General features: G+C 70.8%; 20 protein-coding genes and 1 pseudogene. 11 read left to right on the top strand and 10 right to left on the bottom strand.

Annotated elements, in window-relative coordinates; all coding sequences use genetic code 11:
* Positions 1-175 precede the first annotated feature (175 nt).
* Both Q9G87_RS33770 and Q9G87_RS33765 read left to right on the top strand, forming a co-directional pair.
* Positions 176-637, top strand: coding sequence for a hypothetical protein (locus Q9G87_RS33770; protein WP_305920597.1), 462 nt, complete (start codon positions 176-178; stop codon positions 635-637).
* Positions 638-644: 7 nt separating this feature from the next.
* Positions 645-2,069 carry a multicopper oxidase family protein gene (locus tag Q9G87_RS33765; protein WP_305920596.1) on the top strand — a complete coding sequence of 475 codons (1,425 nt, stop codon included), beginning with the start codon at positions 645-647 and terminating at the stop codon, positions 2,067-2,069.
* Positions 2,070-2,140: 71 nt separating this feature from the next.
* On the opposite strand, the gene Q9G87_RS33760 is transcribed toward Q9G87_RS33765, so the two are convergent.
* The gene (locus Q9G87_RS33760) at positions 2,141-3,130 is read right to left on the bottom strand and encodes an ArsR/SmtB family transcription factor (protein WP_305920595.1); all 990 of its coding nucleotides are present in this window, start codon (positions 3,128-3,130) and stop codon (positions 2,141-2,143) included.
* A 65-nt stretch (positions 3,131-3,195) separates the two neighbouring features.
* Between Q9G87_RS33760 and Q9G87_RS33755 the strand changes: the two genes are divergently transcribed.
* Entirely contained in the window at positions 3,196-4,413 is a 1,218-nt protein-coding gene (locus Q9G87_RS33755; protein WP_305920594.1) for an MFS transporter, read from the top strand.
* A gap of 125 nt (positions 4,414-4,538) precedes the next feature.
* On the opposite strand, the gene Q9G87_RS33750 is transcribed toward Q9G87_RS33755, so the two are convergent.
* Complete coding sequence (locus Q9G87_RS33750) at positions 4,539-5,621, bottom strand: Fic family protein (protein WP_305920593.1); 1,083 nt, start codon at positions 5,619-5,621, stop codon at positions 4,539-4,541.
* 331 nt (positions 5,622-5,952) lie between these two features.
* On the opposite strand from Q9G87_RS33750, the gene tuf reads away from it, so the two are divergent.
* On the top strand, positions 5,953-7,125 hold the full coding sequence (gene tuf, locus Q9G87_RS33745; protein ID WP_305920592.1) for an elongation factor Tu: 1,173 nt from the start codon (positions 5,953-5,955) through the stop codon (positions 7,123-7,125).
* Between the two features lie 51 nt (positions 7,126-7,176).
* Here the strand turns inward: tuf and Q9G87_RS33740 are convergent, their stop codons facing one another.
* From Q9G87_RS33740 to Q9G87_RS33720, 5 genes are all read right to left on the bottom strand, one after another.
* Positions 7,177-9,954, bottom strand: coding sequence for a glycoside hydrolase family 2 TIM barrel-domain containing protein (locus Q9G87_RS33740; protein ID WP_305920591.1), 2,778 nt, complete (start codon positions 9,952-9,954; stop codon positions 7,177-7,179).
* Between the two features lie 65 nt (positions 9,955-10,019).
* Positions 10,020-11,162 carry an amidohydrolase family protein gene (locus Q9G87_RS33735; protein ID WP_305920590.1) on the bottom strand — a complete coding sequence of 381 codons (1,143 nt, stop codon included), beginning with the start codon at positions 11,160-11,162 and terminating at the stop codon, positions 10,020-10,022.
* Between the two features lie 326 nt (positions 11,163-11,488).
* Complete coding sequence (locus tag Q9G87_RS33730; RefSeq protein ID WP_305920589.1) at positions 11,489-14,887, bottom strand: phosphodiester glycosidase family protein; 3,399 nt, start codon at positions 14,885-14,887, stop codon at positions 11,489-11,491.
* Between the two features lie 62 nt (positions 14,888-14,949).
* Positions 14,950-17,175 (bottom strand): hypothetical protein, encoded by a 2,226-nt coding sequence (locus tag Q9G87_RS33725; protein WP_305920588.1) that lies wholly within the window; start codon positions 17,173-17,175, stop codon positions 14,950-14,952.
* A 55-nt stretch (positions 17,176-17,230) separates the two neighbouring features.
* Entirely contained in the window at positions 17,231-17,386 is a 156-nt protein-coding gene (locus Q9G87_RS33720; protein WP_305920587.1) for a hypothetical protein, read from the bottom strand.
* A gap of 84 nt (positions 17,387-17,470) precedes the next feature.
* On the opposite strand from Q9G87_RS33720, the gene Q9G87_RS33715 reads away from it, so the two are divergent.
* From Q9G87_RS33715 to Q9G87_RS33705, 3 genes are all read left to right on the top strand, one after another.
* Positions 17,471-18,154: a hypothetical protein gene (locus Q9G87_RS33715; protein WP_305920586.1), complete on the top strand. Its 684-nt coding sequence runs from the start codon at positions 17,471-17,473 to the stop codon at positions 18,152-18,154.
* Positions 18,155-18,404: 250 nt separating this feature from the next.
* Positions 18,405-19,127, top strand: coding sequence for a VIT1/CCC1 transporter family protein (locus Q9G87_RS33710; RefSeq protein ID WP_305920585.1), 723 nt, complete (start codon positions 18,405-18,407; stop codon positions 19,125-19,127).
* Positions 19,128-19,141: 14 nt separating this feature from the next.
* Complete coding sequence (locus Q9G87_RS33705; RefSeq protein ID WP_305920584.1) at positions 19,142-19,285, top strand: hypothetical protein; 144 nt, start codon at positions 19,142-19,144, stop codon at positions 19,283-19,285.
* 292 nt (positions 19,286-19,577) lie between these two features.
* On the opposite strand, the pseudogene Q9G87_RS60865 reads toward Q9G87_RS33705, so the two are convergent.
* Both Q9G87_RS60865 and Q9G87_RS33695 read right to left on the bottom strand, forming a co-directional pair.
* Positions 19,578-19,742 (bottom strand): annotated as a pseudogene (locus Q9G87_RS60865) (DUF4158 domain-containing protein); the annotation flags it as partial.
* Positions 19,743-20,241: 499 nt separating this feature from the next.
* Positions 20,242-21,429, bottom strand: coding sequence for a pyridoxal phosphate-dependent aminotransferase (locus tag Q9G87_RS33695; RefSeq protein WP_305920582.1), 1,188 nt, complete (start codon positions 21,427-21,429; stop codon positions 20,242-20,244).
* A 57-nt stretch (positions 21,430-21,486) separates the two neighbouring features.
* Here Q9G87_RS33695 and Q9G87_RS33690 point away from each other — a divergent pair, with 57 nt between their 5' ends.
* Together Q9G87_RS33690 and Q9G87_RS33685 are read left to right on the top strand one after the other, a co-directional pair.
* Positions 21,487-22,032, top strand: a complete 546-nt coding sequence (locus Q9G87_RS33690; protein ID WP_305920581.1) for a helix-turn-helix domain-containing protein — start codon at positions 21,487-21,489, stop codon at positions 22,030-22,032.
* 60 nt (positions 22,033-22,092) lie between these two features.
* The gene (locus Q9G87_RS33685) at positions 22,093-22,881 is read left to right on the top strand and encodes an SDR family NAD(P)-dependent oxidoreductase (RefSeq protein ID WP_305920580.1); all 789 of its coding nucleotides are present in this window, start codon (positions 22,093-22,095) and stop codon (positions 22,879-22,881) included.
* 10 nt (positions 22,882-22,891) lie between these two features.
* On the opposite strand, the gene Q9G87_RS33680 is transcribed toward Q9G87_RS33685, so the two are convergent.
* Positions 22,892-23,293, bottom strand: a complete 402-nt coding sequence (locus Q9G87_RS33680; RefSeq protein ID WP_305920579.1) for a hypothetical protein — start codon at positions 23,291-23,293, stop codon at positions 22,892-22,894.
* 81 nt (positions 23,294-23,374) lie between these two features.
* On the opposite strand from Q9G87_RS33680, the gene Q9G87_RS33675 reads away from it, so the two are divergent.
* Together Q9G87_RS33675 and Q9G87_RS33670 are read left to right on the top strand one after the other, a co-directional pair.
* Positions 23,375-23,584, top strand: coding sequence for a hypothetical protein (locus tag Q9G87_RS33675; RefSeq protein ID WP_305920578.1), 210 nt, complete (start codon positions 23,375-23,377; stop codon positions 23,582-23,584).
* Positions 23,585-23,722: 138 nt separating this feature from the next.
* The gene (locus tag Q9G87_RS33670) at positions 23,723-23,893 is read left to right on the top strand and encodes a hypothetical protein (protein WP_305920577.1); all 171 of its coding nucleotides are present in this window, start codon (positions 23,723-23,725) and stop codon (positions 23,891-23,893) included.
* The last annotated feature ends 470 nt before the right edge of the window (positions 23,894-24,363 follow it).

Raw genomic sequence — 24,363 nt, 5'->3', positions numbered from 1 at the left:
ATCACCCGAGGAACTCAAGGCCTGTGGGCGGCGTACTGCTGAGGAGTTGTTCAACCAGCGGCCTTTCGGACGAACTCATCGATTCCGGCTACACCGAGTTCATCGCGGCTGATCAGGCATTCGTTTCCGGAGTGTCCGCGATGACGGACCACTCGAGGAACTGGAGACAAGCATCATGAGATCTGCCTACAGAACACTGGCCTACGTCATCGCGGCCCTGGTGGTCGTCCAGTCGATGTCGGTCGTCTTCGCCCTCGCGGGGGAGAGCCGCTGGATCAGCGAGGGCGGCGTGATGGACAAGGCGGTCGTGGAAGCCCAGGAATTCGTCTTCCCCGAAGTGCTCGGCTTCCTCATCCACGGCATCAACGGGACAATCCTCATCCCGCTGGCCGCGCTGATCATGCTGATCCTCTCGTTCTTCACCAAGCTCCCGGGAGCGGTGAAGTGGGCGGGCCTGATCCTGTTGCTGGTCGCGGTGCAGGCCAACCTCGGGTTCTTCAGTCACAGCATGCCGATCCTGGGTGCCCTGCACGGGTTGGTCGCCCTGCTCCTGCTCGGCGCGGCCGTCTACGCCGGACTCCGGGTCCGCGACACCGCCGCCGCCGCGGGGGAACCGCGCCACGTGACGACGAGCTGAAACCCACATGTCCGGCCGTGTCATCGCCGTCGCGGCGGCCGCCGTCGTCCTTGGGCCCTTGATCTGGCTCTGGCAGGCCAGCCTGCTGCCTTCGGCGTACTCCGTCATGGAGTTGGGCCACGCCGGTCACGGCGGGCCGGCTCGCAGCGTCACCACGCTGATCGCCGACCCGGACCGCCGGGCCGACGTCCTGGTCACGCTGACGGCTCGCGGGCAACGCATCCGCCTGCCGTCGGGCCGCGCGGTCGACGGGTACACCCTCAACGGCCGGTCGCCCGGCCCGGTCATCCGCGCCGCCGCCGGGCAGCTGGTCCAGGTGCGGTTGATCAACGAGTCGGTGCCGGACGGCGTCACGCTGCACTGGCACGGCGTCGACGTGCCCAACGCGGCGGACGGTGTCGCCGGCGTCACTCAGGACGCCGTCCGTCCCGGCCACGAGTTCACCTACCGGTTCGTCGCCGGCCGGGCGGGAACCTTCTGGTACCACTCCCACCAGATCTCCCATGAGCAGGTCCGCCGTGGCCTGCTCGGCGCCCTGGTGGTGAGCGAGTCGCGGCCGCCTGCCGGCGTGGCCGACGTCGTGGCGCTGACGCACGTGTACGGCGGAGTCCGCACGGTCAACGGTTACGAGGGCGAGGTCCGCGCCGAGGTCCCTCCCGGTGGACGGGCACGGGTACGTGTCATCAACACCGACAACGGCGAGATGCCGGTGTGGGCGGCCGGTGCACCGTACCGGCTTCTCGCCGTCGACGGCACCGAACTGAACGGCCCCGCCCAGGTCAGGGACGCCCGGGTGCTCGTCACCGCCGGCGGCCGCGCCGACCTCGAGGTGGTCATGCCCGAAGACGGCTCGCCGGTCCGGATCGAGATCGGCGGTTCAGCCGCCGTCGTGCTCGGTTCCGGGTCCTACGCCACCCGGGCGACGCCACCGCCCGCGCGGGCCCTGGATCTGCTCTCGTACGGCAGGCGGACGCCTGTGGCATTCGACCCTGACCGGCCGGACCGCCGGTTCCCGTACGAGATCGGGCGCCGCCCCGGCTTCCTCGACGGGGTCCCGGGGATGTGGTGGACCATCAACGGCCACCTGTACCCCGACATCCCGGCCTTCGTCGTCGCCGAGGGCGACGTGGTGCGCATGCGCATCGCCAACCGCAGCGGCGAGGCCCACCCCATGCACCTGCACGGCCATCACGCGCTGGTGCTCAGCCGCAACGGGGTGCCCGCCACCGGGAGCCCCTGGTGGGTGGACTCGCTCGACGTGGGCGACGGCGACGTCTACGAGATCGCCTTCGTCGCCGGTAATCCCGGCATCTGGATGGACCACTGCCACCAGCTCGTCCACGCCACCGAGGGGCTCGTCGCGCACCTGATGTATGAGGGGGTCACCACCCCGTTCCGCGCCGGGGGTGAGGCGGGCAACCAGCCGGAGTGAGGCGTCACCGACGGAGCAGGAGCCCTTCGCCCGCTCGGCCGGCCGTAGGGAAGCGGTCGCTCAGGGGCTTCCTAGGCGCCTGTCCCGATCAAGGACGCTCCCAGCTCCGTTGTCATGTACAGGACGTTGCGCCCGGACCGCTCGCGCGCGACCAGCCCGCTCTCGCGCAGCACACCGAGGTGCTGTGACACCGCGCTGGGCGTGACACCGAGCGCACGAGCCAGCTCCGTTGTCGTCGCGGGGGATCGCAGCGCCTCGAGCAGTTCCGCTCGCACCCGGCCGAGCAACCGGACCGCGCTGCCCACGGGCGCCTGCGTCCCCGCGGTCCACAAGGCCCCCACGCCCCTCGCTGGATAGCGCACCGTGGTCTGCGTGGAGGTCCTCTTCTTGATCAGTACGTGAGGCGAACCGAGAACTACGGGCATGAGAACCAGTCCACCCGGACCGCGATCCACCACGCGCTCGGCCCGCCAGCGCTCCCCTCCCAGCATCAGCCGGCCATCGCACCAGCGCAGATCCGGGTGCAAGCCGGCGAACAACTTCTCGGCCCCGCCCGCGGCCAGCTGTTTGGCGCGATGGATGACGTCCGCCTCGAGAACGGCCCGGATCCGTGACCAGTGCGGCGCGATGAGCCTGTCGTGTGCCGCGCGCAGTTCCGCGGCGATCGCCCGTAGTCCTGCGGCCGGCTGCTCGGCGAGCGCGGCAACCGGGTCAGGGAGTTCTTCGCCGAACACCCGCCGGAGGCTGATCCGTACCTGAGGCGCAGGTGTCCTTTGCAGCGCTGCCAAGTCCTCCTCGATGGATCCCCCGGCGCCGAGCGGCGCGGGAACGAGGAACTCCGGCCAGTTCGGCCGGTCGCTCACGAGCAGCGGCCACGTATGCGAGAGGTCAACGGGATCCTTGGCGAGCTCGTCGGCCGCCCACCGCAGCCACCGCAGGTTGATCGGGTGCCGATCGCGATCACCCAGCTGCTGCAGGCCGGCTACGGTCTCGGACAGGGGCGAGATCGCGAATCGGGTCGCCGCCAACTCGGCCACGCCGAGATTGATCGTCAACGCCATGGATTGATTATGTAGCGATGGCCTAAATGCTGTCGTGACGGCGCCCGGCGCCGGAGGATCCCGGCATGAAGCAGGACATGACGCAGTCCCACGCCGAGCCACGCTTGCCGGGGGCCTACTGGCGGTTGTGGTGGGCGACGGGCGTCAACAGCATCGGTGACGGGGCGTTCGCCGCGGTTGTTCCGCTGCTGGCCGTCACGATCACGCGCGATCCCCGGCTCGTGTCGGTCGTGTCCGCCGCGACGTACCTGCCCTGGTTGCTGCTGTCCCTCCCCGCCGGCGCGCTCGTCGACCGGCACGATCGCGTCGGCCTCATGTGGCGGGCGCAAGCGATCCAGGCAGTGATCGTCAGCGCCATCGCCGTCCTTGCCGCGCTCGGCTGGATCGGCATCCCGGTACTGGCGATCATGGCCTTCGGGCTGGGGGCGTGCGCGGTCGTTGCCGCCAATGCCGCCCAGGCGGCGTTGCCGGACATCGTCGCGAAACCTCTGCTGCACCAGGCGAACGGCCACCAGCAGACGATCACCACGATCGGCTTGCAGTTCGCCGGACCACCGCTCGGTAGCCTGCTCTTCGCGGTCGCCGTGGCGCTGCCGTTCGGGATGGACGCCGCATCGTTCGCCCTGTCCGCCGCACTGCTGGCGACGCTGCCCAGGCGGACGCGCCGGCGGATCGAGCACCCGCCGATGCGTTCGGCGATCGCGGACGGCCTGCGCTGGCTGGCCCGTCACCGGCTGCTGCGCACGCTCGCCGTCCTGCTCGGAGTCAACACCTTCTGCTGGCAACTCGGAAACGTCAGCCTTGTCCTCCTGGCGACCCAGACGCTGCGCCTCGACGCGCCCGGCTACGGCCTGCTGCTCGCCGGCGCCGCGCTCGGCAGCGTGCTGGGCGGTCTGGTCAGTGCGCGTGTCGTCGCGCGGATCGGCGCACTTCCCGCACTGCTCACCGCGCTCGCCACGAACGTCGTCGTTTTCGTCGGGATCGGGCTGAGTCCGAACGCGGTCGTGCTCGGCGCCCTGCTGGCCGTCAACGGCTTCCTCATCACGCTCTGGAGCATCGTGACCGTCAGCCTCCGGCAGCAGATCGTGCCGTCCGAGCTGCTCGGCCGGGTGAACAGCGTCTACAGGATGCTCGGCTGGGGACTCATACCGCTCGGGGCGCTGGCCGGCGGCCTCGTGGCGCACGCGTTCGGGTTGCGCGCCCCCTACCCCGTCGCGGGAGTGGTCCGGGGGATCGCCTTACTGGCCGCGCTGCCCGTATTGATCCGTGCTGTGCGCGACTAGGGCTTCTCGCGAAGTCTGCTACGTCGCCGAGGGCCCCCTCTCTCGGTGACGATCCGATTGGTGGGGTGCCCGACCCGTTGCCGCGCCGGCATGTGTGAGGCCCGGCCATGGTGAGCATGCTCATGTCATCGGTTGATCAGGTAATCGTAGCTTTGGCTCAACCGGTAGGACCGGGCCTTGCGCGATGGATCGTGGATCTCAAGGAAGCCGTCGTGGACCCACTTCCTGGCTAGTGCGCTCATGGTGCGAGGACTGATGGACAGATAGGCCGCCATCTCGGTGGTGGTTGCCGTTCCGCGGTCACGGAAGAACTCCAGGAGGCGGCGACGGCGTGGATCGAGCCGCCTGAGCAGTGCCGAGTCACGGCCTGGGGTGCGGTCTTGGACATCGGCGGCGCGTGCTCGAACGGCCCCCAGGGCATCCGCCATGCTGTGACAGAAGTAGTCGACGAAGCCGGTGATGTCGGCTTCCGCACGCCCCATGTAGGAGTTATGCGAGGGTCCGACCGTGAGCGCCGCATAGTACGCGTGGAGGTTACGGGCATAGTGCTCATCGAGGGAATAGATTCCCTTCAGCCCATATCCTGCCCGATGGAGAACGAGGGTCGTCAGCAGCCGTGCTGTGCGGCCGTTGCCGTCGTAGTAGGGATGGATCGTCGCATACTGGTAGTGCGTGATGGCTGCGACGATCGGGATAGGCAGTTCCCGGCTGTATAGGCATCGGTTGAGCCACTCGAACAGATCCCCCATGAGCTCGGGGACATCGTGCGCCTCCGGCGGCATGTAAACGATGCGCCCGGTGGCGGCGTCGCGGATGACGTTCTCCCCTGGCCGGTACGGGGAGGGTGTCGCCTTGCCGTTCTGGACCAGACCATGAACGCGGCGAAGTTGGAGCTCATCGATCAGACCTTCCGCTGTGGCCAGCGACTCCACATGCTCAAGTGCCCGATAGTAGTTTCGCACCTCTGCCTCATCGCGTTCCCTTCCGGGGAAGTGGGCGCCGTGCAGAGCCTCCGCCACCTGGGCCTGGGTGAGGCGATTACCTTCGATCTGCGTGGAGTAGTGAGTCGCCGCGAGCCTGGCCGTGTGGCGGAGGCCGGCCAGCACCTCGACGTTGATCGGCAGCTCCATGATCGCTTGACGATCGCCCTCGATGGCCATGAGGGCTGTGGCGACTGAAGGGGTGATCGTGAACGTCGGCGAGAACACCGCCCCAGGATACGGATTCGAGCCCATAAGTAGCAAATAACGTGCTGTTAATGAGTTGTTATTGTGTCGATTGCGTTGGGCGGGGCCGCGGGCGAAGGGATCTGCTGGGCGGAATATTCGGTTGCCGTTCGGTGCTGATGATCGCACTATGTTCCTCATGTTCCTGCACGCTCGCCCCACGACGCCCACCCTGCCGGTGGGCGCGTTCGAGCGTGTCTGCGACGGCCTGGAGCGCTGACCTCTTCCCGTAAGTCCTGAGGTGACCCGGCGGGGGGAGGTTGACCGGCCCTGACGGGTCACGAAGCATCCAGATGTCTCAGGAGAGGGAATCATGGCCAAGCAGGCCTACGTACGGAACAAGCCGCATCTCAACATCGGCACGATGGGGCACGTCGACCACGGCAAGACCACGCTGACCGCGGCGATCACGAAGGTGCTGGCGCAGCGGGGGCAGGCGACGTACACGCCGTTCGAGCGGATCGACCGCACGCCGGAGGAGGCGCAGCGGGGCATCACGATCAACATCTCGCACGTCGAGTACGAGACCGCCACCAGGCACTACGCCCACGTCGACATGCCGGGCCACGCCGACTACGTGAAGAACATGATCACGGGGGCGGCGCAGCTCGACGGCGCGATCCTCGTCGTGTCCGCGCAGGACGGGATCATGCCGCAGACCAGGGAGCACGTGCTGCTGGCCAAGCGGGTCGGGGTGGAGCACCTGGTCGTGGCCGTCAACAAGGCCGACGGCGCCGACCCGGAGCTGACCGACCTGGTGGAGCTGGAGCTGCAGGAGCTGCTGGCCGAGCACGGCTACGACGGCGTCCCGATGGTGCGGGTGTCCGGGCTGCGGGCGCTGGAGGGCGACCCGGTCTGGACGGCGTCGGTGGAGGCGCTGCTCCAGGCGGTGGACGAGCACATTCCGGTGCCGGTGCGGTACGTGGACGCGCCGTTCCTCATGCCGGTCGAGAACGTGCTGACGGTCACCGGCCGCGGCACGGTCGTCACCGGCGCCATCGAGCGCGGCACGGTCCGCGTCGGTGACACGGTGGAGGCGGTCGGGTTCGGTGACGGGTTCAGCGCCGTCGTGACGGGCGTGGAGACGTTCGGCAAGACGATGGAGCAGGGCGAGGCCGGCGACAACGCCGCCGTGCTGTTGCGCGGGGTGCGCCGCGAGCAGGTGCGGCGGGGCATGGTGCTGGCGCAGCCGGGCAGCCAGCTGGCCCGCACGTCGTTCACCGCCCGCGTCTACCTCCTGACTCCGGAGGAGGGCGGGCGGCGCAGGGCGATCGCGTCCGGGTACCGGCCGCAGTTCTACCTGCGGACGACGGACGTGCCCGGGGAGCTCAAGCTCGACGAGGCCGCCCGGCCGGGTGACACGGTCGAGGTGGAGGTCGCGCTGGGCAAGCCGGTCGCCGTCGAGCCGGGGCTCGGCTTCGCGATTCGCGAGGGCGGGCTGACGGTGGGCGCGGGCACGATTCTCACCGTGCCGTCGTCCGGTTGACCCGAGCCGGGTCCCGCATGTCCGTGCGGGACCCGGTTTCGTGTCCCTGGCTCAGGCCGGGTCGAACCTCAGCGTGAACGTCGCCGCCTGAGCTCTGAGCTCGTACTGCGGCAGCGTGCCCGGACCGCAGGTTGCGGTGCCGATGCCCTGGTGGGCGAGGTCCAGGTGGAGGTGCACCCGGTCCCCCGGCACCAGGTCGGGCCGGTGGGTGGCGGCGGCCAGCTCGTCGATGCTCCAGCGGCGCGCGGTCATCCCGAACACCGGGTCACCGGACACCGTGAACGCGCCGAAGTCGGCCCACCGCACGTCGGCGCGGTGGCCGTTCTCCTGCGGGTAGACGTACGGCGTCTGCAGCTCGTCGATCGAGGCCGTCCAGCGGCCGACGCGCGCCGCCATGCCGGTGTCCGGGTACGCCTCGCCGGGCCCGCGCCCGAACCAGGTGACCCGCTCGACGGCGGTCCTGGGCAGCGTCATGGTGACGCCGAGCCGCGCGATCGGGTCCCGCCACTCGCCCTCGGGCTCGAGGTCGACGCTCAGCAGCAGCCCGCCGTCTCCGGCGAGCGTCCACCGGTACGTCGCCCGCATGCCGAGGTCCGTCGCGGCGGGCGCGACCCGGGTGCGGACGGTGAGGGCGTCGCCGACCTCGACATCGTCCACCCGGTGCGTGAGCCGGTGCAGGCCGAGGGCGCGCCACTTGCCTTCGAGGCCGGCGTGCCTGTCGTTGTCGGTCGGCGCCCGCCACAGGTCGAGCCGCGGCCCTTCGACCTCCAGCCCGAACAGCCTGACGAGCCGCCCGGTCTCCGCGTCGAATCCGGATCCGCTGGCGACGATCTCGTCGCCGTCCCGTACGAACGTGACCAGCGTCGCCGAAGCGGTCCGGGGCGCGGGCGGCGCCAGGAGTGTCTGTCCCCACGCCACCTCGTGTCCCGCCTCCGCCCATGGCTGGTCGCCGGACAGCAGGGCGCGGACGGTCAGCCAGCGCTCCCCCTCCGGGCCGGGCGGCGCGTCGGGCAGCTTGACCTCGCCGCCGCCCGCGGGCACCTCCAGCCGGTGCTCGGCGAGCGTCTCTCCCTCCACCTCCACGGTGGCGACGAACTCCAGGTGGGACAGGTCGCGGAAGTCGTAGCCGTTCACGACCCGCACGACCCCGTCGCCGAAGTCGAACGTCACGGGCTCGAACACCTTCTTCAGGTCGATGAGCCCGGGTGACGGCGTGCGGTCGGGGAACACGAGCCCGTCGATCACGAAGTTCGAGTCGTGGACGGGCTCCCCGTAGTCGCCGCCGTAGGCGTACTCCAGCTGCGGATGCACGATGCCGTGGTCGATCCACTCCCAGATGAACCCGCCGGCCAGCCGCGGATACCGCGCGAACAGCTCCTGGTATTCGGCCAGCCCGCCGGGCCCGTTGCCCATGGCGTGGGCGTACTCGCACTGCAGGAACGGCATCGCGCGCCGCCGCGCGTCCAGCTCCGGGTCGTCCAGGGGGTCCTCGGCCAGGCGGCCGATGGCCTCGACCTCGGCGTGGGAGGCGTACATGCGCGAGTAGACGTCGGTGTGCGCGCACGTCCAGTCGCCCTCGTAATGGATCGGGCGGGAGGGGTCGCGCTCGCGGGTCCAGTCCGCCATGACGGCCAAGTTGCGGCCGTGGCCGGCCTCGTTGCCGAGCGACCACATGATGACGCTCGGGTGGTTCTTGTCGCGTTCGACCATGCGGCGCATGCGGTCGAGCAGCGCGTCGGCCCAGCGCGGGTCGTCGGTGGGGTTGCCGCGCCAGTCGACCTCGCCGAAGCCGTGCGTCTCCAGGTCGCACTCGTCGATCACCCACAGGCCGAGCTCGTCGCACAGGTCGAGGAAGGCGGGGTGGGGCGGGTAGTGGCTGGTCCTGACGGCGTTGACGTTGTGCTGCTTCATCAGCAGCACGTCGGCGCGCATGGTCTCGTACGGGACCGCGCGGCCGCGCTCGGGGTGGAATTCGTGCCGGTTGACGCCCTTGAGCAGCAGCGGGCTGCCGTTGGCCAGCAGCACGCCGTCCACGATGGAGATCGTGCGGAAGCCGACGCGCAGGCGCACCATCTCGCCGGGGAACGTCACGACGGCGTCGTACAGGCGCGGCGTCTCGGCCGTCCACGGCTCGACGTCGAGCGTGATCTCCGTGCCGGGCTCCAGGTCGGCGACGCCGAGCTCCGGAATGCTGAGCAGGCCGCCCTCGGCCTCGAAGCTGAGCCTGCCGTCGTGCGAGGCGTGCACGAAGACGTCGGCGGCCGATCGGGTGAGGGTGACGTCGCGGAAGATGCCGGGCAGCCACCACATGTCCTGGTCTTCCAGGTAGCTGGCGGCCGACCACTGGTGCACGCGCACGGCCAGGACGTTGCGTCCGGGACGCAGCCACGGCCCGGCGTCGAACTCCGCGGGCAGTCTGCTGCCCGTCCAGAAGCCCAGCTCGTGCCCGTTGAGCCAGACCCGGGCGAAGGAGTCGGCGCCCTCGAACCGCAGCCGGCCGCCGGTCCAGTCCTCGGGCAGGTCGAACGTGCGGCGGTAGTCGCCGGTCGGGTTCTCGTCGGGGACGTGCGGCGGGTCGACGGGGAACGGGAAGTCGACGTTGGTGTACGCGGGCGCGCCGTAGCCGTGCAACGGCCAGTGGGACGGCACCGGCAATTCGTCCCAGTCCGCGGCGTCGTAGCTGGGTTGGGCGAAGTCGTCGGGGACGTTCGCGGTGGGTGAGAGGCGGAAGCGCCACGTCCCGTTGAGGTCGAGTGCGGGCGCGTCGGAGCGGAGTGCCGCCCTGGGTTCGAGTAGTCCCGAACCGGGGGTGAAAGTTTCGAGGTCCATCGTCGCCGAGCCTAGAGCTTCGAGAGCATTTTGGGCAGCGATGAGTTCCGTGTCCGTACTTTTGCTCAGGTTCCGAGGCCGTACACGCGGCGGGCGTTCTCGCTGCCCACCATCGCGGCCACCCGCATCGCCTCGCCGATCGACCACTCCCCCTCGGCCACGAACTCCCCCAGCACCCGCGCCATGGCCCGCCGCCACAGCCGCGCCCCGAGGTGGTGCAGCTCGGCGGGGCCCCAGGCGTCCGACGAGAAGAGGATCTTCGCGAACGGCGCCGCCTCCAGGCTCTCCGCCACCAGCGCCACACTGCGCGCCCCCGTGAAAGTGACGCCCAGCCCGACGTCGAAGAAGACGTTGGGGTAGGCGTGCGCCAGGAACCCGGCATGCCGCTGGTAGGGGTAGCAGTGGAGCAACAGCAACGGCACCCCGGTCGGCTCGGCCAGCTCGATCAGGCCGCGCAGCAGCAGCGGGTCGGACCGCCGCAGGTCCACGTCGGGATCGCCGAAGCCGATGTGGAACTGCAGCGGCAGCCCTCGGTCGAGCCCCGCCCAGATGAGGTGGCGCAGCAGCACCGGATCGGTCAGCCGCCCGCCTGCCGCGAACCAGCGGCCGGCCGCCTCCGTGACCTCCTCGCCCGCCGGCCGGGCCGGGTCGAAGTCGAGTCCGTGGCGGTAGGCGGCGATGGTCTTGAGCCCGCGCGCCGTTCGGGTGCGCTCCCACAGCGCCTCCTCGAACCGCCCGGCGAACGCCCACGCCGCGCACCCGTCCGCGGCCACCTGCTCGGCCACCGCTTCCAGCCGCACCACCTCGTCGGCGGGCACGCCTGCCGCGTCGGCCATGCCGGACGGGCCGAGCACCTCCTCGCCCCGGTGGCCGGTCTCGACGAGGAAGTGCCCGACGCCGCTCGCGGTGAGCAGCAGCCGGTTGACCTCGTCCACGCCGAGCCTGGCGCGCCTGGCCAGGTATTCCTCCGGCGTGCAGTGCGGGTCGAGGCCGAGCACGGGGGCGCAGTGGCGCAGGATCGCGTATCCCACCTGGGAGTCGAACGGCGTCATCCATTCGGGGATGGGCCGGTCGGATTCGGTGATCAGCTCCTCGAACGCCTTGCGCGACAGGTCGCCGGCCGAGGCGCCGTGCACGTGGTGGTCGACCAGCCGCAGCTCCTCGATGGCCCGGGCCAGGCCGGGGACGAGCTCGAGCTCAAGGGACACCTGGCCAGGATAGGGGAGCCACCCCGCCGACCCCGAGCGCACGCGCCGCCGAGCCCCGATCCCGCCGCCCGCCCCTCCCCACGGGCTCCGCGCCGCAGCATCCGGACCCGCGACGCCCGCCTGGCGGACGACCGTGTCGGCGGGGGCGGTGCGGGCGCAGCAGCGCGCCGTGGCAGTGCGCCGTGGCAGTGCAGCGTGGGCGGCGCAGCGTGGGGGGGCGCAGCGTGGGGGCGGAGCGTGGGGGCGGAGCGCTCGTTGCTGCGGGACGAGCGCTCCGCCGTGACTCGGCCGTGGGGCGGTCAGGAGGCCGCCCCGCGGCCGAGCCGTCAGGCGGCGGCCTTGGCCGTGAGGGCCACGGTCGCCTGGCGGGTCACGCCGCTGACCGTGACGGCGACCGTCACCTGCCCCTCGCGCAGCGCCGTCAGCGTGCCCGTACCCGGGCCGAGGACGGCCACGTGCCACGGCTTGGCCGTCTGCCGGGTGCCGACGTGCAGGTTCGGCGAGCCGGACCAGGCGGCCGAGACCGGGTGGACGGCGGGAACCGTCCGCGACCCCTGCTTGACCGCCGCCGTCACCGGCCCGGGCATGCCGATGGCGACCGTGGCGGGCGCGGTGAGCACGAGGTCGTCCACGTGCGGCCGGACCTGCGTGCCGATCCAGGCCGGCGCGTCGACGAACCAGTTGCGCTTGACGTGCTCGGCCTCGGTCCGCGTCACCGGGTCCACGCCCCACAGCGACCAGCCGGTGAAGCCGCCGTCGCCGGGTGAGGTGGCGGGGTTCTTGCCGGAGTTGCCGTTGATGAAGTATGGCACCGCGTCCACCCGCGCCGCGTGGAACGTCCCCACGTGCGCCCCGATGAAGGCGGCCCCCTTGCCGGTGTCCCGCTGGAAGGCGGCCAGCCAGCCCTCCACCAGCGCGGCCTCCTTGCGGTCGCCGAGCTGGCTGCCCTTGCCGGGCGTCGGGTCCCGCGGCGGCACGTGGAACAGCACCGCGACGGACCCGATCGAGGCGTCCTTCGCGGCCTTGTCCAGCTCGGACCTGAGCATGGCGACCTGGTCGTAGCCGCCGCCCCTGAGGTTCAGCCGGGAGGTGTCCAGGGTGATGAAGCGGGTGCCCTTGTGGTCGAAGGTCCCGTATGTGTCCCCGAAGACGGCCTTGAAGTTGTCGATCTTGCCGCCCATCACCTCATGGTTGCCGGGAATGTAGTGATATTTCAGCGAGCCGCCCAGCTCCTCATCGAGGATCCGCTTCGCCAGCGCGAAGTCCTCCGGCGACGCCTCGTCCACCAGGTCACCGTTGATGAGCAGGAAGTCCGGCTCGGCCGCCTTGATCTCACGCAGCGTCCTGCGCGCGTTCTTGACGATGTCGCTGTCCGGGGCCCTGGCCACGAACTGCGCGTCCGACATGACCGCGAACCGCCACGGCATCTCCGCCACCGACGGCCTGACCACGGGGTCGGCGACCCTGGCCGCCGCGGGCGCGGAGACCGCCGGCGGCACCTTGGCGACCAGCCCGTCGATGAGGATCTCGTTGGTGTACTTGGCGTCGGCCTTGGTCTCGGCCACGTAGAAGCGCCGCAGCTTGAGCGGGTAGTTGACGCCCGCGGGCACGGCGAACTCGACGAACCTCCAGCCGGTCCACGTCATGTACGGCCCGCGCAGGATCTGCGACTGCCCGAGCGCGTCGTAGAACTCCAGGCTGGGCCACTCCCCCTTGCCGGTGGAGTGGATCCACAGCCCGAACGCCTGCGGCTGCCCGTCCACCACGATCTGCTGCGGCGGGCTGGCGTACGCGGCCCGGGTGGCGGTCGAGGTGGTGAAGTCGTACGACAGCTTGAGCCCGCCCCCGCTCTGCCCGGGCGCCGCCGACAGCGAGCCGGTGGCTCGGGCCGCGGCGAACGTCCACGTGGCGGCGTCCTCGAAGTCGGCGACCGGCTTGTCCTCGAAGCCGACGGTCACCGGCACGGCGGTGCTGAGCTTGCCGACGCGCGCGGTGATGAGCCCGGACCCGGTGGCCTGCTTGGCCTTGACGGTGAAGGAGCCGTGCTCGGCCGCGGTGACCTCGAACAGGTTCTTGTCGTAGTCGAGCGTGAGGTCGGCCGGCTCGATGGGCGCGGAGTTGCCGTTGCGGTCGTAGCCGACCACGCCGAACGTCGCGGTGCGGTCCTGGCCGGGCATGCCGAGCCGGTCGGCGGTGGTGCCGAGCCGCTGCAGCGGCTGGAGCACGGTCAGGTCGATGGTGCCCTGGGCGCCGCCGCGCGAGGCGGTGACGGTGGTCTGGCCGGGCACCAAAGCGTGAAATCTCCCGTCTCGGACCACGCCGTGGACGGCCGGGTTGGCACGCCACGACGGGGTCCCGGCGGCGGGCCCGTACGTCTCGTCGTAGCCGGCGGCGGTCAGCCGCCTGGTGAGGCCGGGGAAGACCCGGTCGGGACGGCCGCCGGCGACGGGGGCGGCGCCGGGCGCCCTGGCGGGGTCGTTCGCGGTCTCCAGCCAGAAGCCCTTGAGCTTGCCGCTGCCCTGCGGCGCGTAGAGCGCCAGGCCGTTGGGGACGTGGCGCTCGCCGCCGTCGGACGGGCTGTTCTCGACCTGCACGTCGGCGGAGCCTGGCTCGCGGGCCAGCATCGTGGAGGAGCCGCCGCCGTCGAGGTTGAGCGCGTTCGCGGCGCCGAGGTCGACCATCAGCGCGGCCAGCTCGTTGAGCGTGACGCCGCGGCTGTCGGCCTGGCGGCCGTCCACGGTCAGCAGGTACATCTTCCTGCCGTCGGCGGAGAACCCGACGGCGGTACGGGGGTGCGCGGCCTGGTCGGTGGAATTCTGCGCGACGCCGTCCTTGACCAGCACCCAGTTGCCGCCGACGGCTGCCTTGACCGTGCTGCCATCGGACGACTTCGGCTGATATTTCACGTCAACTCGGTCGCCGACCTTCAACGCGGACAGAGCCGTCGCCCCGGCGTCGCGGCCCAGCAGGATCGTGGTCCCGGCCGGGATCGGCCCTGAGCCCGCGGAGGTGCGTACCTCCGAGACGACCCCGTTGACCAGGACGACCTCGGCGACGGACGCCGCGCCCGCGACGGCGCGGGCCCGGGTGTAGGAGCCCCACAGGGACGTGAACAACCCGACGCCGCCGCCCTGCACGATCTGGTTGAACTGGGTGAGCTTGATCGGCGATCCGCCGGCCGGCGTGGCGGTGCCCTCGAAGTACATCTTCAGCACCCGGCCGACGCCGTCCCCGGTGACCGCGACCGCGTTGTCGTGGCCGGCGACGGGCGACTGGATGAGGTTGCCGTTCTGCACGCCGATGCCCTGGGCGGCGCCCGAGTTGTTGATGTCGAAGAAGTCGCCGTTGACGGCCGCGACGGCGCGGGAGCGTTTGGCGGGCCCGGACAGCGGCTCGGTCTTGGACACCTCGCCGGAGAACACGTAGTCGGCCGTCGCGCCGCCGAGGTCGGCGGTGATCGCGTCCGCGCGCAGCCAGCCGAGCGCGTCATAGGTGTCGAACGAGGTCAACGAGATCCCCGGCGCGACCGGCCGGGTCCTCTTGGCCGTCTCCAGCCGCGGTTGCCCGGCCGCGGCCCGGGCCAGCAACGTGGACGGCGGTGGATAGGACGACGCCTCGAGCGCGTCCTCTGCGGGAGGTACGGGGTCGGCCTGCGCGGGCGCCACGGTCACGGCCAGAGGGCCTAACAGCAGCGCGGTGGCGGCCAGCAATCGGAGGGTCTGCACGACCGAACTCAATCGTTCGTGGATATAACTTTCAAGACTTCGGGGTGAACTAAAAGATAATTTCAGCGCTTGACCCTGGTCAGCCGGTCGAGCGCCTCGCCGTAGAGCGGGTCGAGCCAGTAGTCGCCGTGCCCGCGCGCCTCGTGCAGCGGCTGTCCCGGCCGGGGCCGCGGCGGGTCCCAGCAGAACCGGTCGACGCCGTCGCCGCCGCCGGGCCCTTCGCCGAGCGGGTCCACCCGCCGGAACACGGGCCCGCCGATGGGGTCGCTCAGCCGGTAGAGGTTGTGCCAGGGCACCGCGTCGCGTACCGCGGCGAGCGCCGGCGCGCCGAAGTAGGCCGGGAAGAAGGCGGTGTACAGGCGGCGCAGCGGCGATCCGTGGGTGAGCAGGCCGATGCGCCGCCGCAGCTCGGGCTCGAGCTGCAGCACGAGGGCGGCGGCGATGACGCTGCCCTGGCTGTGCCCGGACAGGATCACCTGGTCCCGATCGGTCCTGGCCAGTCTGCCGATACGGGCGATCAGCTCGGGGATGACGCGCTCGGTGTAGCAGGGCGGGGCGAGGGGATGGACGGCGCGGGGCCAGAATGTGCACACGTCCCAGAGGATGCCGATCGTCCTGCGCAGGCGGAGGTCGGTGTAGGTACGGCGGCCGAGCAGCACCAGGCCGGCCACGACCGCGGCCATGGCCCAGCTCCCCGTCGCGGCCGGCAGCCCGGCGACCCCGCCGGCAGGGGTGAACAGGTGGAATCGGTGGATCACGGTGACCGCGGCGAACCCGGCCACCCCGGCGCCGGTGAGCACGGCCAGCACCAGCCCGGCGCGGTCGGTGAGCGCGGCCAGCGCCCACGTGCCCGCGACCGCGCCGCCGTGGCGCTGGCCGTAGTGATGCGCCAGCCGCGGCGCCAGCCTGGCCGTCTCGGCCTTGTGGATCAGCCGGAGGACGAGCGCGACGGCGAGCACCCCTAGCAGCAGGAGGGGCACCAGGGCCGCCGTCCACCAGACGGGGTCGCCGAGGACGATCCCGCGGTCCGGCCCGCCGAGGGAGGTGGCGGTCCAGAACAGCAGGCCGAGCCCCAGCACGTGCGCGGCGCCCGCGGCGATCATCAGCGTGAACCAGCCGGCCAGGCCGCCCAGCGCCGGCGGCACGGCCGGGCGGTCCATCCAGGCGAGCACCCAGGTGGCGAGCAGGATGAATCCCCCGGCCCCGGCCATCAGGGCCAAATGGAGCGCTCCAATCTCCGCGCCGGGCAGCCGCCGCCCGGGCGCGCCGGCGCCCAGACCGGCCAGCGCCAGCACGATCGTGGCCGCCAGGACCAGGGGCGCGGCCACCCTCAGTCCACGGCACGCGTACGTGAGCCACCACGGAACCCCCTCCCCCGGATCCAGCCGTCTGGCGATCCACGGCAGCAGCACCAGCACCACGGCCGCGGCCTGGACGGCGGCGTTGGCCACGGTCAGCGCCAGCCCTCGCGGGGTGCCCGCGAACGGCACGGACACGGCCAGCCCGATCGAGGCGAACGCGAAGGCGACGTGCACGACCCGCAGCCGCCACACCGGCGCGCCGCCGTGCCACAGCCGCGGCCGCGCCAGCGGCAGACCGGCCCATGGCACACCGGCCCACGGCACACCGGCCCGCGGCATACCGGCCCGCAGCACGCCGCCGGGCGGGATGGCGGTCCGTTCGTCACGCTTCCAGGTGCGCCGGGCCGGCCACCACAGCACCACGACGACCAGCAGGGGCCCCAGCGCGGTGACCGCCAGCCGCTTGGACGGTTCGCTCCCCCACAGCGCGCCCAGCCAGCTCAGCCAGCCGGGAGCCGCGTCGCGGGTGCAGGCCCCTCCCGCAGCCGTGCACTGCCAGCCGACGAGGTCGACCGCCGCCCGGGTGACGGCGCCGACGAGCGTGCCGGTGAGCAGCAACGCGAACAGCCGCTGGGCCGCCTCCGTGACGTGCCGCAGCCGGGCGCCGCGCGCCGGTCTGGGCAGCATGAAGTAGGACAGGTTCGCCAGCGAGAACGGCAGCAGGGGCAGCCACAGCGCCACGCTCCAGCCGCCGGAGGTGAGGCCACCCCACGCGTACGCCTCGCGGCGGCGCTGCTCCGGCACGTCCGCGTCGTCGCCCGACGGCCGCCCGCCCGGCCACCAGCGGCGGTGGAATCCGGTGACGCCGTCGCCCGCGACCCGCCGGGGGTGAGGGTGGTTGAGCGTGTCCTCCGGCGGCGTGCCGGCGACGCCGTGCACGCGCAGCTCGGTCACCCCGCCGCAGGTCTCATCGAGGAATCCGTCCACGTCGATCAGGATCCCGCGCGCTGCCTTGTGACGTAAAGTGATTGTCCCATCACAGTCAGGTTATCTTCAGCTTGTGCGCTGCCGAGATGGCGATGAGCGCGGCCGAGGTGAGCAGGACGACGCGGTCACCGCGATGCCGGGCACAGCGAGCGTCGCCAGGCCAGGTGACGTTTCTGGACACCGATCTGGGGCAGGCGGAGGAAACGTTCATGACGAAGACGGTCCGTCTCTGGCGTTGACGCGCACGACGGCGCAGACTGGATAGACGGCGATCGCGTGGAGCAGTGGAGCATCCGTGGACAATCACCTTGATCACCTGCCGGTCCTGTCCCGCGGCAGACATCGCAACCCGAAACGCGGTGCCTGTTTCATGGAGCTGGCCTCCTACCTGGCCGGCGAGCGGTGGAGCGACCATCCGGCCTGCACGCATCCGTTGCTGGCCGCACTCGCCCGACTGGTCAACGACAACGTCAGCGACGACAGCCGCGCCAAGCTGGTCGGACTCGTGCCGTCGATCATCGGGCTGGCCAGCGACGACCTGCGCGTGGACGCGCGGATCGCGCTGCGCTGCGCGACGACGGCGCTGCCGGTGGCCGCGGCCGAACGCCAGCTCGCGCTGGCCGTCTCGGTGCTCGCGGCGGAGGAGATGCTGGCCAGGCTCGACGGCGTCCCGCCCGGGCGGCTGAGCGCCGAGAGCCGCCGGGCGATGGAGGAGGTGCCGCACGCGACCGAGCAGGCCAGGCGCTTCAGCCGGGCAGCCCGGATCACGCAGAAGGGGTTCCGCAGGTACGCCGCGCCGAACGCGGTGCAACTGTCGGTGGTGGGCATCGTCCAGGCCTGCATCCCGGACCCGGACGCGCTGCTGCGGCGGCTGCTGGAGGAGGCGATCGTGGACTGCGACGCCTTGATCCGCGGCTCCGGGACCGAGGTCCCCGAGGTAGAGACGGTCGCCCCCGCTCCAGCCCCGGCCCACGTCTGACCGGCACCTGCACCAGCACACCGATGTCCCCGCGGCATCGCCCGCGGGGGTTCTCGTGTGCGCATGCGTGCCCGTGGATGTCGTGCGGACGTGCTTACCCAGGCTTCGTGCGCACATGCCCGCGCACGTAGCGTAACGAAACGCTCATCGAGACGGCCTTTCCCCAGCTCAGGAAAGCCTCTCCTTCGTTGCGGATCTTGTCGGCGTATGCCTAAATTTGGGACAAGGCACCCGAAAGCGGAGGAATTACATGACCATCGAGCTCACCCGACCGTACTCTCCCGAGCAGCACCACCACCACCGCGACGTCACCGGTGGCTGGCTGCGCCCGGCGGTGTTCGGCGCCATGGACGGGCTCGTGTCGAACTTCGCGCTGATCGCCGGCGTCGTGGGGGCCGCGGGCGCCGGGCGGGCCGCGGTGCTCGCCGGGTTCGCCGGGCTGGCCGCCGGGGCGTTCTCCATGGCGGCCGGCGAGTACACGTCGGTGAAGTCCCAGACCGAGCTGATGCGGGCGGAGATCGCCGTGGAGCGGCGCGAGCTGGCCCGCAACCCGGAGGGCGAGCAGGCGGAGCTGGCCGCGCTCTACCGGGCCCGCGGCCTCGACGCCGACCTGGCGCGGCGGGTCGCCGCGGGGTTGTCGGCCGATCCCGAGCAGGCGCTCCGGGTACATGTTCGCGAGGAACTGGGCGTGGACCCGGACGATCTGCCCTCGCCGTACGTGGCCGCCGCCTCGTCGTTCGGCGCGTTCGCGGCCGGGGCGCTGGTGCCGCTGGCGCCGTTCCTGTTCGGCGCGTCCGGCCTGGTGCTGGCCGTGGTGCTGAGCGTGCTGGGGCTGTTCGGGTTCGGCGCGGCGGTGGCGGCGATGACGGCGCGGCCATGGTGGCTGGGCGGCCTGCGGCAACTGGCTCTCGGTGTGGGCGCCGCAACGGTGACCTTCGGCCTGGGCCACCTGCTCGGCGTCACGGTGTCCTAGAGGGATATGACGAGATGGCGGCCCGGATGGTCGAGCTCGGCACCAAGTGGCCGGGCTACCTGGACCGCGAGTCCGTCGCCAGAGCCGATGGCCACGAACTGACGGTGATCTACTACGCCGACGCCGAGTCGATCGCCGGTTGGAAGGCCGACGTCTAGCACCTGGAGGCGCAACGGCTGGGACGCGAGCGCTGGTATGAGTACTACGACATTCGGATCGCCCACGTCGAGCGCGCCGACAGTTACAGAGCCTGAACCTGGCGGCTCCGTCCAGGGAACTCACCGCGTTGATTGCCGCGCGGCAGCCGTACTTCCTGCAGTCGTGCGCGGCCAGCGGCAGCATGCCGCCAACGGCTACCGGCACGGCCCGCCCTGCTACGGCTACATCGCCGTCGTGGACGAGGTAACCGGTGCGGATCTGCTCCTGATGATCCCAGCGCGCCTCCTTCTCGCCATGCCCCTTCAGGTCGGCTGCCTGCAGGCCGAGCTGCTCGGCGACGTTGTCGACCACCGCGGCGGGAACGTCCTCGGGACCGTCCAGGAAGCAGTTCAAGAACCGTGCTGTGCCCAGTTGCAGGGACCAGCTGAGCTGGTTGCGCGCGCCGTTGGCGGCCATCGCCCGGTGCCGGTCATCGGCATCTAGGTGGAAAGAAGGCGCCCAGCTGGGCGATGTCGGGCACGGCGTTGAAGACGCCGTATCGGCTACGTTGCTCGGCGGACAGGAAACTGACCGGCATAGGGGGCCTCCAGGCATGCGAGGGCGGGCGAGCGAGTTGGGTGCCGTTAAGGAACGTGCGAAGAGCCGCCAAACCGCATCTGGGCTGCGAGCTTCGTCCGCTGCGCCACGCCGAGCAGGCCTGGTTCGCCCGGATCGCGGCGTGTCCCGGGTGCCATAAGGGCTGCCGATGGCGTCGCCGGGTGAGTATCGATCAAACGGACGGCTCCCGCCCGTTGCGGGGCGGGAGCCGAGTCAAGACCGGGGACCTGGCGAGCAGGAGGTCGGAGTGGTCCAGCGCTGAACACGATGTCGACCACCGGAGCGATCGGGCGCCTGCGCCGGGAGGACATCGGCGGGAGCCTCCGGCATTGTTGTCGATGATCACGATAGGCCCTTCTTATCGGTGCCTGGGGGCTTCCGGCCGGTCATGGATGGCCAGGTGGAAGCGCTCGCTGAGGCTGGTGAGGCGTTCGACGGGCTCGTTGGCAAAGACGATCCGCACGTAATGTCTGCCGCTGGGGCCCCAGCCGTCCATGGGGGTGGCTGCGATCTTCGCCCGGTCGAACAGGCGCTGGGATAGTTCGAGGGCGGTCAGCTCCAAGGGTCTGGTGTCGATGAGGAGCGACCAGCCGCCGTGCGGTCGGATGACCGGGTACGCGGCGAGCTGGTGCAGGACCATCTCGCAGCGCCGCTGCCATTCGGCGGTGGCGGCGGCGACGTCGGCGTCGGCGTCGGGCGCGTCTAGTGCGGCGGCCACGGCGTCTTGGGCCAGACCGACCTGGCAGACGACGTTGGTCAAGCCGACGAGGCGGACGTCGGCGATGATGGGGGCAGGGCCGATGACCCAGCCGACGCGCCAGCCGATGAGCCGCAGTTCCTTGGAGGCGGAACCGACGGTGATGGTGCGCCGAGCCAGGCCCTCGTGGGCTGCCGGGTGGCTGGGAGGGCGGCCGTCGAAGCGGATGCGTTCCATGGCCGCGTCGTAGATCAGCCAAGCGTTATGGCGTTCGCAGGCGTCAGCGAGGGCGGACCAGTGACGATCGTCCAGGACGAGGCCGGTCGGCATCGCCGGTCCCATCATCAGGACCGCCGCCGTATCGGGTCCGACGGCGTCGGCGAGTCGTTCGGCGTCGATGGTCCAGCCGTCCGCGGTGGGCTGTGCGGGGACGAAGCGGGGGATGCCGCCGGCGAGCCGTACCCGATTGACCAGGCCGGCGTAGACGGGGTCGCACAGCACAACCTCCTGCCCGGGTTCCACGGTTGCGAGCAGCGTGTTGAGGATGCCGTTGAGCCCGCCGGCCACGCTGACGCATTCGGTGTCGGCGTCATAGCGGCGCCCTGAGATGCGCCCGACGTGCGCCGCGGCGGCCGCGCGAAGGGAGCGATGCCCCTGGAACGGCAGATAGCTGTTGGCCGCGTCGTTGTCGATGGCGGCATGCGTGGCGGCGATGGCAACGGCGGGCGGCCGCAGGTCGGTGTCGAGATTTTCCAGTCGCAAGAACTCTGGGTTCCCCACGGCGTCGGCCGCGTCACCAACGGCATCCACGCCGATGCCCGGGATGTCACGCAGCCGCGTCACCGTCATGTCGCCTCCAAACTCGACCCATTTTGCTGGTACAGGCATATCACTATGATGATACGTATGGATCTTACGCAAGTGGTAGGGCAGAACGTGCACCGGCTGCGCACGGCAGCCGGCATATCGCTGGCCGACCTGGCATCCGCCAGCGCCATCAGCAAGACCACGCTGCACGGCATCGAACAGGGCCAGGGCAACCCGACCCTGAGCACTCTGTGGGCCTTGGCCACCGCGCTGAAGGCGTCCCTCGGTGAGCTGCTGGAAACGCCCGCCTCGACGGTCGAGGTGGTACGCGTCAGCGATAGGCGACCGCAGGTCGAGGGCGACGCGGTCAGCGCGCGTCTTCTCCACCGCATCAGGCTGCGCGGCACCGTGGAGGTCTACGACATCGCCATCGCCCAGAGCACCCAGCACTCCGACTCCCACCTGCGCGGCGTCGAGGAATGTCTCGTGCTCACCCAAGGACACATCACCACCGGCCCCGCCGACTCCCCCACCGAACTGGCCGAAGGCGATTCGATCCGGTTCGATGCCGCTCTCCCGCACCTGTACCGAGGTCACGCCGCACACAATCGCGCCATCCTTCTCATGGCGCACCGAGAGAGCTGACCAGAGCATCGGCAAGAGTCATTTCCGCCGACCCAACGGCGCACGATGAGAGGTACCGACATGCCTGAACCGACGCTCGCCAGGACCTTTCCCGGCGGCGATCTCACCGACCAGGTGGCTCTGATCACCGGCGGCTCGACCGGCCTGGGCAAGGCCATCGCGGTCGCGCTGGCCCACGCGGGCTGCACAGTCGTGGTCTGTGGCCGACGCCAGCAGGCCTGCGAGCGGACCGCGGCGGACATCACGGCCACCACCGGCCAACGCGCCCTCGGCATAGCCTGCGACGTCACCGACGAAGATGGTGTTCGCCACCTCTTCGACGCTGTCGTCACCCGCCATGGCCGCCTTGACATTCTGGTCACCAGTGCCGGCATCCAGGCACGCGGCGAAATCGAGGAACTCGACGTGACCACCCTGCGGCGCTGCCTGGAGGTCAACGTCGTCGGCATGTTCCTGACCTGCCAAGCAGCCGTACCAGTGATGCGCGCCGCCGGATACGGTCGCATCGTCACCCTTGCCAGTGCCCTCGGTCTCGTCGGCGCCGCCGGCCGCACCGGCTACGCTGCGAGCAAAGGAGCCGTCGTCCAGTTCACACGGAGCCTCGCGGTCGAGCTCGCAGGCACCGGCATCTGCGTCAACGCCCTAGCTCCCGGCCCATTCCGCACCCCGCTCAACGACGGGGCCGACGACGACCCGCACGTGCGCGAATTCCTCGAGCACCAAGTGCCCATCCGCCGCTGGGCCGACCCGGCCGAACTCACCGCAGCGGCCCTCCTCCTGGCCAGCCCCGCCGCCTCCTACATCACCGGCGCTATCATGCCGGTCGACGGCGGCTGGACCGCTCACTGACTGAGGAGCTCTATTCGGGCGATGCCGGTGACCAGATGTCTTGGCGATCTTGTCCAGGCGGTAGGAGGTCGGGCGGGCTCGGGCGTTCGGCCTGCTCGGCGACAAAGCCCAGTTGTCCGGCGCCAGCGCCGACTGGCCCGGCCAACTCGCACTGCTCGCCCAGACCGTCGCCGTCGCCGTCATGCTCGCCATCTGGCTGTTCGGCCGCGAGTTCAGCGACCACACCGCCAAAGACCTGCTCGCCCCGCACCTCCCGCACCGCCATCGTCGCGGCCAAATTCACCCTCGACACCGGCTGGGCGCGGCTGCTGGCCGCCTGGATGTGCCTGCTCGGGCTGCTCATCGGCGCCGCGCTCGGCCTGCCCGCCTGGAGCGCCCCATCGGTGCACGGCCTGACCCAGATCGTGATCATCGGCCTGCTCACCGCCCTGCTTACCACCCCGCTCGCACTGGCGCCAGCATCGGCCGCGGCTACCTGCCCGCCGTGGGCGCCATGTTCATCATCGTGTTCACTGCCCAGGTGATCGCCGCCCTCGGCTACGGCGCTTACTTTCCCTGGTCGGTCCCGGCCCTGTACGCCGGCTTGGCCAGCCCTGACCAGGACCAGCCTGGGCCGCTGGGATTCTCACTGGTGCTGGCCACCGCCGCGGTCGGCGCCCGCGCCACAGCCGCCTGGTGGCGCCGAGCCGACCACACCCACTGACACGGCCCCCACTCGCAAACGACAGGCATAGCGTTCTCATAAACGCTCGATTACCGGAGAAGATCACCAGGAGGCTTCCCGGGGCCGGTTGTGATCGCCAGAGAGGTTGATTTCTTCTCAAACACACCGGTGACGCCGATGAGGGCGAGCGTCACCCGTGCCCGCGATGCGCCGTCGCGGCGGGTTCGCCGCGCCGGTCACGTTCGGGCGCAGTGGGCCGGCACCTACCACACCGGCTGCTTCACCAAAGTGGCCCGGCTGGCCAAGCTGCTGCGGGTGATCACCCCCGCCGACCGGAACCCGGGCTAGCCGTGGCGGCCGGGCACACCGCCGCCCGCGCCGCTCAGTGGCGATGGGGTCATCCTGGCGCGACAGCGACGTGACGGTCACCGGCGACACCGAGCTCGCCGCCCGCTTCCTCGACGCCGTCAACGTCATCTGATCGGGGCACAGGAAGCCCGCCTCCCAGGCCGAGTTCTGGCCGGGGTGTCTCGGCTTCGAGCACACTCCGGTCGCTCCGGACGTGGTGGTCGAGCTGGAACCGCGCTGGCTTTGCCGATGTCCAGCGGGGCTTCGCCATTTCACGACGCCACGCCTGTGACCAGGCCCTACTCGCATACCACTCCCGTGGACGCAACCTGGCCTGTTGGGCAGAAGCGGAGAGCGTTCGCAAACTGGCCTCATCGTTCCGCCTTCCACTGGCCCTGGTATACCGGGGCCAGCCATCGGAAGACTCAGCTCATGTCGGACACCCCACTCTCCCAACGCGTTCGGCCTGT

The organism is Nonomuraea turcica, from assembly GCF_030718205.1.
Lineage (GTDB): Bacteria > Actinomycetota > Actinomycetes > Streptosporangiales > Streptosporangiaceae > Nonomuraea.
Note: the sequence above shows the minus strand (reverse complement) of the source record. Positions and strands in the feature narration are given on the sequence as shown.

Coding starts and splice junctions, on each gene's coding strand:
- Q9G87_RS33690 (WP_305920581.1), top strand. CDS start 21,487: ATGGATCTTACGCAAGTGGTAGGGCAGAACGTGCACCGGCTGCGCACG.
- Q9G87_RS33720 (WP_305920587.1), bottom strand. CDS start 17,386: ATGAACGTTTCCTCCGCCTGCCCCAGATCGGTGTCCAGAAACGTCACC.
- Q9G87_RS33765 (WP_305920596.1), top strand. CDS start 645: ATGTCCGGCCGTGTCATCGCCGTCGCGGCGGCCGCCGTCGTCCTTGGG.
- tuf (WP_305920592.1), top strand. CDS start 5,953: ATGGCCAAGCAGGCCTACGTACGGAACAAGCCGCATCTCAACATCGGC.
- Q9G87_RS33740 (WP_305920591.1), bottom strand. CDS start 9,954: ATGGACCTCGAAACTTTCACCCCCGGTTCGGGACTACTCGAACCCAGG.
- Q9G87_RS33670 (WP_305920577.1), top strand. CDS start 23,723: ATGAGGGCGAGCGTCACCCGTGCCCGCGATGCGCCGTCGCGGCGGGTT.
- Q9G87_RS33685 (WP_305920580.1), top strand. CDS start 22,093: ATGCCTGAACCGACGCTCGCCAGGACCTTTCCCGGCGGCGATCTCACC.
- Q9G87_RS33695 (WP_305920582.1), bottom strand. CDS start 21,429: ATGACGGTGACGCGGCTGCGTGACATCCCGGGCATCGGCGTGGATGCC.
- Q9G87_RS33755 (WP_305920594.1), top strand. CDS start 3,196: ATGAAGCAGGACATGACGCAGTCCCACGCCGAGCCACGCTTGCCGGGG.
- Q9G87_RS33770 (WP_305920597.1), top strand. CDS start 176: ATGAGATCTGCCTACAGAACACTGGCCTACGTCATCGCGGCCCTGGTG.
- Q9G87_RS33710 (WP_305920585.1), top strand. CDS start 18,405: ATGACCATCGAGCTCACCCGACCGTACTCTCCCGAGCAGCACCACCAC.
- Q9G87_RS33760 (WP_305920595.1), bottom strand. CDS start 3,130: ATGGCGTTGACGATCAATCTCGGCGTGGCCGAGTTGGCGGCGACCCGA.
- Q9G87_RS33675 (WP_305920578.1), top strand. CDS start 23,375: ATGTTCATCATCGTGTTCACTGCCCAGGTGATCGCCGCCCTCGGCTAC.
- Q9G87_RS33680 (WP_305920579.1), bottom strand. CDS start 23,293: ATGATCACGATCTGGGTCAGGCCGTGCACCGATGGGGCGCTCCAGGCG.
- Q9G87_RS33705 (WP_305920584.1), top strand. CDS start 19,142: ATGGCGGCCCGGATGGTCGAGCTCGGCACCAAGTGGCCGGGCTACCTG.